The organism is Pirellulales bacterium (assembly GCA_035656635.1).
Classification (GTDB): domain Bacteria; phylum Planctomycetota; class Planctomycetia; order Pirellulales; family JADZDJ01; genus DATJYL01.
Genome location: DASRSD010000068.1, coordinates 1 through 9792, shown reverse-complemented (window position 1 = coordinate 9792; position 9792 = coordinate 1). Strand labels below are relative to the sequence as shown.

Sequence of the window (9792 nt, the reverse complement as noted above, 5' to 3'; positions counted from 1 at the left end):
AGTTATTTGCGCCCGCGCCCAGCCCCAATTCCTGTTTCGTCATCCGTTCCGGAAGAGCTCTGACGCCAGTTGGTAGGGCGATTGGCCGGCGACTACGGAATCGACGTGATTGGCAGGCGTTAATGGGCGGTACAGGACTCGCACTTCATTCGTTTTTCTCGAGTGAAACTAGGGGCGTTTAGAAAACCGCAGCGAAATCCGCAGCGATTTTAAGTGTCTTCTCAGCACGCTCTTGGCTCAGGGGCGTCTTCGCATCGCCGCTCCCATCACCGTTGCAAAGCTAAATGATCTTGTACAGCGACCATTTTCGCTCGGCGCGATTGGCCTGCGGGACCACAGATATGCCAAAAATCGAGTAATGCGAACTCGGTAAAAGGTATGCCAATCTGAGACGAGTATAAAATGCCGGTTCTTAGCTGTCTAGTTAGAAAAGAATCCCGCCAATTTGTGCTTGCGTCCGTCGCACATTCTTTAGGAATAGTAGTAGCCGGTTGAAAATTTCCTCTCAGCTCTCGGCTTACAGAGTGAATTTTCGCGGCGTCCGGTACATATCTAATAGGACCATTATGGTTGCCATTTTGGCAGTTTTTAACTAAGGAGACCCATCGATGCTTACTTTGGCCGAACTACTCCCTGAAAAGAAAGCCCATGTTCGCTGGTCCGAGGATGAACTAGATCAACTGGCAGAAGCAGCCCATTCCAGGCGATGCCAATACCCCGAACATCATATCCTGGAGATTGTTCGGGACTGCCAGAAATGCCTACCGCCGGACCGTAGGCGAGAGATTCGCAATAGCCACGAAATCAGCGCCATTCTCAGGCGAATTCGGGGCAAGGATAAGCAGTTCAAAGAATCGTTGCATGAATTAAGCGTGGAGAACGCACAGCTTCGTGATACATGCGATGGGCTCCGCCGCAATAGCCCAGAAAGCATCCTACGAGAGATTGGCGACGACGAGATTGTAAGAAGATTTGGTAGTCGAATCTTACACCTAATGTCGCCGGCCGACATTGCAGCCGTCTTCGAGCCCAATGAATTAGTCTGGGCTTTTCATGCCGAGCAATTGGCCGCTCTCGCCCATCAACGGCTTTTTGAAGAAATCCTGGACGCCAATCGGCCTGTTTCACCGATCACAATCCCCACAATCGTCATTAGTGGAGAGAAGCGAGTCATTCGGCCTAAGCTGCTGATTGTGGGGCTGCAACCGGAGCAAGCGCCGCGAATCCGCACGGTCTTCGAGAGACGTGCGGATTTACTGTTTATCAATTCCGATAAACTTTCATCGATCGCAATACCGAACGCTGATCGCATCGTTCTGCAAACGAAGTTTCTCAATAAAAACGTTCGCGGCACGATTTTTCAAAAGTCTGACCCCAAGAAGATTATTCAAAATTTTGGCGGGACGACGAGCTTGGTACGCCGTGTTGAAGATTTGTTACTGGAACTTGAAGCCAGTCGGCCGTGACCCACCGATTGCCAACGCTGAACGTCAACAGCCGTTGGAGCGGCCGACTGGTCCTAAGACCCTTATTTGCCGGACGAAGAAAGCGAGGGTCAGATAGTCCGCAAGCCTAGTTGGCCAGTCGACTCGGAGAGGGTCGACTGGCTTTTTTGTTGCCATGTAATGCCGAACTGCTCTTGCAAGCGTGCGAGATCAACGGCGAAACGTTCTCGCAAAGTATCGACCGATGGTATGGCCGCTTTCAGATACTCACCCTCGTTTTGTGGTTTGAGGTCTGCAATCCGTTGCTTTTTCAACTCTAAGAATTCGGTAACTAGATCAACGGTCGCTTGTGGATGTGCGAAAAAATCTTCGGATTTCAGAAGTAGAATCTGAGAGTAGTCAAAATATTGTCGATAAATCCCGAGCTGCTCCGCATATTTACCGCGGGCGACATAAGAATAATGCTGCCAGGCGGATTGCTGCCCAGTCGCGAGCCGTGTTTCCTCGATAGCAATTGCCGTTTCAAACGACAACGGTTCAAAGCCGCGGCTTACTTCGTGGTTGTAATGAGAAAAAGCACGCTCAACGGGCTCGCGAAGTAAAACGATCAGTTTTACCGTGGGATAGGCTAATGCGATGCGCTCCGCAACGTTTGGATGAAACAAATAGTACGGGGTCGATTCGCCACAAACCTTCTTAGTCCGAAAGAACTGCTGATACCATTTTAACCCGTTGCCGTAATAGCTCGTGAAAAAATGCAGCTCTTTTCTCTTGCGGGATTGAATTTGCGAATGCTGGATTAAGTAATGGTATAGTGACGTTGTGCCGCATTTCTGTGCACCGATGATGATAAAATCCGGCCCACTCTTCATACCGAAAATTTCATCATCACTTGGCCGCGCGGATGATTCCAATTCCCGATCAATTGTGCAGACCAGCCCGCTGCGATACCAATCGCTATCAACTGCGAATTCGGATAGTAAAACCTGGATTTGGCAACTGATTGCGGCGGATTTTTGTTTGGATCTCCATCGTGGAACGTCGTGTAAAACTGGCAATGGTCAACGAAGGCACGGAGATTGGTTAAACACTTGGCGATGTCGGTTGTATCTAGGTGAGTAAACAAAGATTGGGCGATGGCAAAAGTTGGTTTCTTGGAGAACTTGCTAAACTCGAAATCTTTGGAGACAACAAACTCGGGAGTTTTCTGCCCCTGCAGTTTTCCTAGCTCATAAGTTAGACCCGCTTGAATCAAGTCTGCATTTTGGTCGATGCCCAAATAACAGCCGGCATCCAAGTAGTTGATAAAATGAATACCACCACGTAATGCTCCACAGCCGACATCCAAAAGAATGTCATTCGGTTGGAGCCCAGCGGTTTTTAGAAAATTGAATTGGAGTAAACCAATGCGTTCCCAAAAACCGCCCACGGTTCGTCTATGTTCCATTAGTGGCCCAATATGGTTCGATGCGGGTAAACATTCAAGCGTGACAGACCCAGATTAGCCGGATGCTGAACCATATTGATGTGCCCAATTGCACCGCTGGCATTCGTCAAAGTGATTGTCACTTCCGTATTCGGCGGCACATACAACGAATGGGGCGGCGCATATGGAGGCATCGACCCAATGAAATGCGTCTGATAAATCAAGGTTGAGCCAAGTGAAATGGTCAAAATGCCAGCGGCCGTGGATATATCATAGCCGGCATCAATCATGTCGATGCCCCGCACTTCTTTTGCCAGGCCCGGCACGATCATAATGACGGATGTATTCGTCGCCGCCGTCGCAGTTTGCGATTGCGTAGCAATCGTAACTGCGGGCGGAACGAATGGCTTAAACTTTTTAGCCAATTGAAACTCCTAGTGACTGAGTACGGTTCGATGCGGATAGACGTTTACACGGGCCAACGCAAGATTGGCCGGATGCTGAACCATATTGATATGGCCAACCGCGCCGCTTGCCGCCGTCAAACTGATTGTCACTGTCGTATTCGGCGGGATGTACAACGAACGCGGAGGGGCGTAGGTTGGCATCGTTCCGACAAAATCCTTGTGATAAACAACCGTCGATCCGATGGTAATCGTCAACGTGCCGGCGGCTGCAGCCGAATCGTAGCCAGCGTCAACCATATCGATGCCACGCACTTCATTCGTTACGGCGGCAAGATTTATATTGACTACCGTATTGGTCGCTGCGGTAGCAGTTTGTGACTGCGAAATAATCGTGTCGGCACTCGGCACGAATGGCTTAAACTTTTTAGCCATTTAATCTCCTTTAGGGGAATTGTTATTAACCAGTAGGGGTAAGGGCCGCGGCGTGGTTAATATGCCGCCGATCGGCCTGAATGTAATTGATTGCTGCGTCATAGCTCTCGGGTGTATAACCCAGCCATTGACAAATGTTGCGGGCCACTTCGCCCGGCGAGTGAATTAAGTCGTCATAAGTGACGGTGAGCTGCCATTGCTTCGGGAACGATTCAAGAAACTCATCGCGGCCGGCGGCGAGCCAGCGTTGATGGTCTGCTAACTCGTCGGCGTTTCGTTTCGGCTCACGCTTTTGTAGGCTCTCAATGCTTTCTTCGATCGGGCGTTCGATTGAAATAACGCGGAGCAAGTCACCCAACACAGACTGCAAGTGTGTCCCCATTCGACATAACATTGGATACTTGCCGCCGGCTAGAGTTTTCTTTCTAAGGGCTTCCTTGCAACGGGGGGCTATCCATTTCCGCAGCGAATCGACGATTTGCTCGTCAGACTGGGCCGGCATACAACTGGGGAACGGGATTGCTTTCTCGCAGAGCCGTGCTAAGCCGTCTGCCTCGAAACCGCAGCTCTTATCCGGGTTGCTGCCATAGTAACCCCCGAGCCGATTACCCATGTGAATGTCAAGATGATGCAGCATCCCCGCCAAAGCGGAACTACCACTGCTATGTAATCCCATCACGGCGACGAAAGCTGGACCTTTGATTTGCGGGGCCGAGCCTACCCAGAATTTATTCAGGGCCGATTTGCCTCCAGAGGCGACAATCGGAGCAACCCAAAACCGATCTTGCTCGAATTCGCGACCGGCAATGTTACTGTATCCGGCCCCTTGACCGGCTAGCCACTGCCGCGGGCAACAAACAACCGATTCATCCTGGCCATGCAACTTGCCCAAATGGTGGTCAACGTGATGCCCATTCGACCAGTTGCTCCAATCCGTTAGATGTTTGTACATCCGCTTAAAAAACTTGCGACCATTGATCGCGTAGGCATGCGTTCGATTGATATTGTAGGCTCGTACAACGTTGCTGTTCAAAATCTTCGGGGGCCGCTTACCGGTAAACAGCAATTGACCGCCGAGATAGGCCATTTCCCAATTCGAGGGGAGTGCCGAGAAAAACTCTTGAACTTTGTTTGTAAAATCCGGACAGAAAGTAACGTCGTCTTCCAGAATCAGGCCGGTGTTCGCCCCCTCGTGGATCAGCTCTTCCAAAATTCGTAGATGCGACAAATAACAGCCCCATGCGCCGGCGCGTCCACCCGTTGCTCCAAACCAATCCGGTGGCTCAAGCTTAGCACCGTCAATCGCTCGGAATCGAACAGGTTGCGGGAAGGGCCAATCCAAGGGGAGCGTCTGCAGGAATTGCTCGTACCGATCTTTTCGCCGGTCGAGATTGATACAATAACAACGTTCTAACATTTACACTCCCAACCCCTGCTTAACCCGTGCAGTTATCTCGGCAATAATCGTGTCCGTTGTTGGGAAGTTAGTAAGCATGTTTTGACAATCGCTTTTCATCTTATCGGTGAGGGCGCGGCTTGCAAGTTTATTGATGAGCGACTTGATATTGACTAGCATCGATTCGGTACACAGCCCATCCGTAGGAATGCCGCCCGCACGTTTGCTCAAAATATTTTTGGTTGTGGGAATCATCATTTAGCCCGAGCCTGGAACTGCCGTTACTGAAACCGATGTGCCGGGCCGGCAAGGGATGCCTTCCAAGTCGGCATAATTCGTTCCGCAAAAGCCCGTTGAACCGATGTAGTATTTGAAATCAGCCGTCTGCCCAGTGAAGTCTGCACACAGAGGCTTTGTCCCCCCGAGACTTTTGGCATATACAAAAGTCCATTCAAAAACACTACCACCAAATGGAAAGCCCATCGTGACGGTTACAAATAACCAATAACCCGCACTGAAGACGACATCGTCGCAGCCAGATTCTTCGCTGGTTAAATGGCAAACTGCCGCATCAATGGAAATTACCTGGACAGCAGCATCGCACGTAAACGCCAGCGGAGCAAAATCATTGCCCGCAGACCAATCGCAACAAGAACTATGGCTGCCTGACGAGCCGAGATCATACGAACCATTCATTGCGGCGCAAGTTCCGCAACCGGTTCCATTGAACGTGATGGTCGCTTGCATCACATCGGGCAAGGTATCGTCGGCACATCCGCCGCATGCTAAGCCCGAACCGCCGCCACTGCCTCCACCACCATGATGGCTACCGCCACTTCCGCCAATCGCACTACCGCCGCCTGGCAGACTGCCTCCGGCGCTTTCGCTACTACCTCCAGAAGTGTTGGACGAGGTTGCACTGCTTGTACCGCTGCCACTTCCGCCAGTACCGGCTGTCGATGAGCCGCTAGACGGCGAGGGGCCGGAGGCCGAACTTTCCCCAAAGCTGCCAATCGAACTCGCACTGCTACTTGTTGAACTACTTCCGCTGCTGCTACCGCTTCCGCTTGCGCCATTTCGGCTGCTCCCGCGGCTTCTCGAGGTTCCGCCCCCCGAGCTTCCCGAGCTGCCACTGCTGTAACTCGAACTGACGACTTCGTTACCTGTACCAATTACATACCAGCGGTTATCGGGGAAAAAAGCGACAACAACCTTACTTCCCTTGGGTAGCGAATCGCCCCTATTGAGCATCCAATCCCAAACCAGCACTAGCTCCTTTGTATTCGTCCAATCCTCAGCCTTCGCAATCTTCTTGGAAGTCTTGCAAGACCAAAGATGCGCCATGGCGCAGTGGCCGGGCGTTAAAGCATCCTGCAGCTTGGCAATGTGGATGCCGTTCCTGGCTTTGAGCTGGCCACTAAAATTAGTGGACAAAGACAGACGCTGAAGCTGCTGAACTTGTCTATCTAAATTGAGTAACCTGGAATCAATCTCTCCCGCAATCAACGATGCTTCCCCAATAACTTACGTGGTTCCGGGGAAAAGAAAGTTCCGTCTAACTCAGCGAATTGAGTCTTGATCGTATGGGAATTTCGTTTGAGATCGATCACAATTTGTGTGACTACCGAATTGAGAGTGCGGCCATTACTATTGGTAATGAGCTGGCCGAGTTGCACTTGCGGCACAATATTCTTGAGTGTGACATCATACGCCTTGCGTGGCGTATTAAACCATTGGAAAGCGACCTTGGCTACGTCTTGGAGCATCTGAGTATCATCGCGCACTAGTCCGCCGTTGGATTTAACGAGTTGCCCTTCCGGGTCTAGCAGTACAACTGTGTCTGGTAAAACGCGATCTTTTCGAGCATTGGGGATGTTGATTACTTTGACTTCAAACTGATCCCCGCTTGTCGCCGGATCGGTCGCCGGCCATTGCCCCTCTGCGTAGGCGTCACCGATTAAGAATAACGTGAATTGGAGATCGTGATAATCAATTTTCTGTGTATAAAACTGTCTCCCCCATGTTTGACAATCAGCGTCAATGAGTGTGTATGTTCCTTCGCCATCGGGGCCAATGTCGTTTGAGACTGGCGCGCCATCTTTATTAGTTGGGTTATAACCAAGTTTTACATCGCCGGCCCCGAGAAAAAATTGGGGCATGCCGCTGGCGTGCAAGATTATCCCAAGCCCCTCATCTTGCGTTCTTAAATCAATCGACCATTCTCGTTGATAGAGTGGGAACTTACTTGGTGCATTTAGGCGATCTATGTATTTATATCTGTCATCCTTGATAAACCCAAAGGCGTCTAAGTATTCTGGATGGCCGTTGTCGGGGAACTCAGGATCAGGCCCATCGTCTTTGATTTTATTTTTTGAATAATCGTATCCTTCACGCAAAGGAAGTTTGTGATGAAAACGAAGGCCAGGTATCCAAAAAGGCAGCGACTTTGTGTTATCAGTGGGGTCGGGAAAAATAATCTTAGAATCAACTTTGCCATCCCAATCGTCAGCTAAAGTGAAATAAGAATAAACTTTTCGCAGCGTGAAATCGGCTCTCACAGCTTCGTTTGCGGACTGCTGAGTTTGGAACGTTGCATCAGCGGCTTTGTAGCTTTTATGCTTACTTGCCCCTCTCAGATACTTCTCTTCGTCACTCTTATTCCAACCTCCATCAAAATCAGAGCCTTTGATCGTGAAACAGGTACCAATTCGTTCGCCGCGACAAACGACTTTGTCATAGACGTGCGCGGTATCGACTTTCAGGGCAATTGGGCTCTGGACTTGTAGATCAGACTTGAAAGACCAATTATCTTGATTGTCGTTGGCATAGAACGTATCTCCGCCCGGCAATGGGATGTCACTCTCCGCGAACGATTGCACTTGTAGTTGCACAACGTTATCGTCCCGCACTTTCAACCACCACGTTAGACCGCGTTGGCGATCCATTAAGAGCGTCATCACCTCGTACAACGATCTACCGTCCACGCGAATCGCTGGTTCGTACGAGAGAATATTGCGCGTCGCGCCGACGGCATTTACATCGCATTGAATCTTGAATGCACCCGTTACATCCGCCGGTAGCTGGTACGAGAACAGATAATTGATAATATCATACGCGGTCCAGAAGTACGCCTTGACAGGATCGGAACCGCTACCGCTACCACTACCACTCCCATCGGCGGATGTGTCGATGTCGGTCGAGTTAATTGCCAGTGCATCCGCAAGCTGAAGACTCGAAACAAAGATCGGAACGTTTGTTACCGTGCTAATATCCCCATCGCCAAATAAGTTGCCGCTGGCATTGGGAATCTTATCGGCAGTTCGTTCATCCCCTGCACCGAGATTGAAGCCGATAGCACGATGGATCGTGACTTCGGTTTCATCCGGTTTCATCACTGTGCTGGTATCGAGGATCTTTTTGGTGAATAGGTATTCCAGACCCATGCAACGGAATGTCTGGACGTTTCGCGCAGTGTCGCTCCCATTGGCCCCATAAAGATTGTTTACTGTTTCGGTAACGATGCCGTACCAGACGAGAGGTTGCGTTATGCCGCTGCCACTATCAGTGGACGAGTCCTCGCTGGTATCTTGGTCGATCTCGATCTTGATATACTTGTCTTGGAGATCGAGTTCGTCGTAGGAATCGAATACCTCTTTATCTGGGCGAAGCACTCTGGGCGCAGCGTTATAACTCAGCGTAGCCGTGGGTATTGAAGGGGCGGTTGCAAAAACCACTTGGTCGGCATACAGATAGTCGACGGGGCCGTTCCATTCGTGATCCCAATTTGTTCGTTTATAAACGCGATGCGATGGTATTTTTTTCATTAAACTAAGGGCAAACTAAGTGGCTATCGCAATCAATTCCCAAGAACATTCCAGCCACCCATTGCCCCCACTACCGCCGATGCCGATAATAGTGGCAGCGTGCACCAGCTTCACGCCCAAGACTTGGCACTTGAAGCCACGATCATTGCTAGAAACACCGCCCTGAATTACAATGACGGGGTCGCTCGTAATTAAATCTCGATACGAATCAAACGTAGTAACCGCGTCGTTATAATCATCGCAATCGACTTGACTCTGGAGACTAAACTTTTGGCCGCGGCGTCCGGTATCGGTTGCTTCCGTACCATCGACGCCGAGCCGTTGATCGATTTGCAATTCTTGCTTCGGCGGTTCCATATCACCTTTTAAGGCGATGAACGAAAATGTGTCGATCTTATTTTCTGTTGTTGGCATTTAATGAATGAGCCCATCAAAATCCAATGTCCTACTTGCGGCGCACAGATGCTTGCCGGGATTAATTTGGCCGGCCATATTGTGCGCTGTCTTAAATGCAGTCACGATGTTCAAATCCCGAATGTTAATTGCGAAAGCCATATATCAATAAATACCGGACCGGATCGGAACGAAGAACTGCTAACCTTCTCACGACGCCATGATCGACCTGCAACCGAAAAACAAAAGATATTCGCAGATGAACTGGGAATCGAGTATTCAACAGACATTAGTTGTCGCGAATTAAGCCACAAGATTGATTCGGCGTTAGATCGTTACTATGGCGACGCAAATAAAGAAATAGATGCAAGCTTAAAAACACTGCCTCGCTATGGACGAAAGGCAAAATGGATGGGTGTTTAACTGGACCTAAAGATTTGACGTTAGAGGATCTCAGAAATGCGATTTG

Annotated in this window: 11 protein-coding genes; 2 read left to right on the top strand and 9 right to left on the bottom strand. The window is 50.0% G+C overall.

The features are described from left to right. Positions 1-608 precede the first annotated feature (608 nt). Positions 609-1466 (top strand): hypothetical protein, encoded by an 858-nt coding sequence (locus VFE46_06195; GenBank protein HZZ27582.1) that lies wholly within the window; start codon positions 609-611, stop codon positions 1464-1466. Between the two features lie 89 nt (positions 1467-1555). Here the strand turns inward: VFE46_06195 and VFE46_06190 are convergent, their stop codons facing one another. From VFE46_06190 to VFE46_06150, 9 genes are all read right to left on the bottom strand, one after another. After that, positions 1556-2359, bottom strand: a complete 804-nt coding sequence (locus tag VFE46_06190) for a sulfotransferase (protein ID HZZ27581.1) — start codon at positions 2357-2359, stop codon at positions 1556-1558. Continuing rightward, positions 2314-2874, bottom strand: coding sequence for a class I SAM-dependent methyltransferase (locus VFE46_06185; GenBank protein ID HZZ27580.1), 561 nt, complete (start codon positions 2872-2874; stop codon positions 2314-2316). Before VFE46_06185 ends, VFE46_06190 begins: the two co-directional genes overlap by 46 nt. Before the next feature lie 17 nt (positions 2875-2891). After that, positions 2892-3296: a hypothetical protein gene (locus VFE46_06180; protein HZZ27579.1), complete on the bottom strand. Its 405-nt coding sequence runs from the start codon at positions 3294-3296 to the stop codon at positions 2892-2894. Between the two features lie 9 nt (positions 3297-3305). Then, positions 3306-3710, bottom strand: coding sequence for a hypothetical protein (locus VFE46_06175; GenBank protein HZZ27578.1), 405 nt, complete (start codon positions 3708-3710; stop codon positions 3306-3308). A 25-nt stretch (positions 3711-3735) separates the two neighbouring features. Further along, positions 3736-5127, bottom strand: a complete 1392-nt coding sequence (locus VFE46_06170; GenBank protein ID HZZ27577.1) for a glycosyltransferase family 25 protein — start codon at positions 5125-5127, stop codon at positions 3736-3738. Beyond that, positions 5128-5364, bottom strand: coding sequence for a hypothetical protein (locus VFE46_06165; GenBank protein HZZ27576.1), 237 nt, complete (start codon positions 5362-5364; stop codon positions 5128-5130). It lies immediately after the preceding gene. Then, positions 5365-6540 (bottom strand): hypothetical protein, encoded by a 1176-nt coding sequence (locus tag VFE46_06160; protein HZZ27575.1) that lies wholly within the window; start codon positions 6538-6540, stop codon positions 5365-5367. A 68-nt stretch (positions 6541-6608) separates the two neighbouring features. Next, complete coding sequence (locus tag VFE46_06155; protein HZZ27574.1) at positions 6609-8930, bottom strand: hypothetical protein; 2322 nt, start codon at positions 8928-8930, stop codon at positions 6609-6611. A 15-nt stretch (positions 8931-8945) separates the two neighbouring features. Continuing rightward, the gene (locus VFE46_06150; protein HZZ27573.1) at positions 8946-9344 is read right to left on the bottom strand and encodes a hypothetical protein; all 399 of its coding nucleotides are present in this window, start codon (positions 9342-9344) and stop codon (positions 8946-8948) included. A 3-nt stretch (positions 9345-9347) separates the two neighbouring features. Here VFE46_06150 and VFE46_06145 point away from each other — a divergent pair, with 3 nt between their 5' ends. Continuing rightward, positions 9348-9746, top strand: a complete 399-nt coding sequence (locus VFE46_06145; protein ID HZZ27572.1) for a hypothetical protein — start codon at positions 9348-9350, stop codon at positions 9744-9746. The last annotated feature ends 46 nt before the right edge of the window (positions 9747-9792 follow it).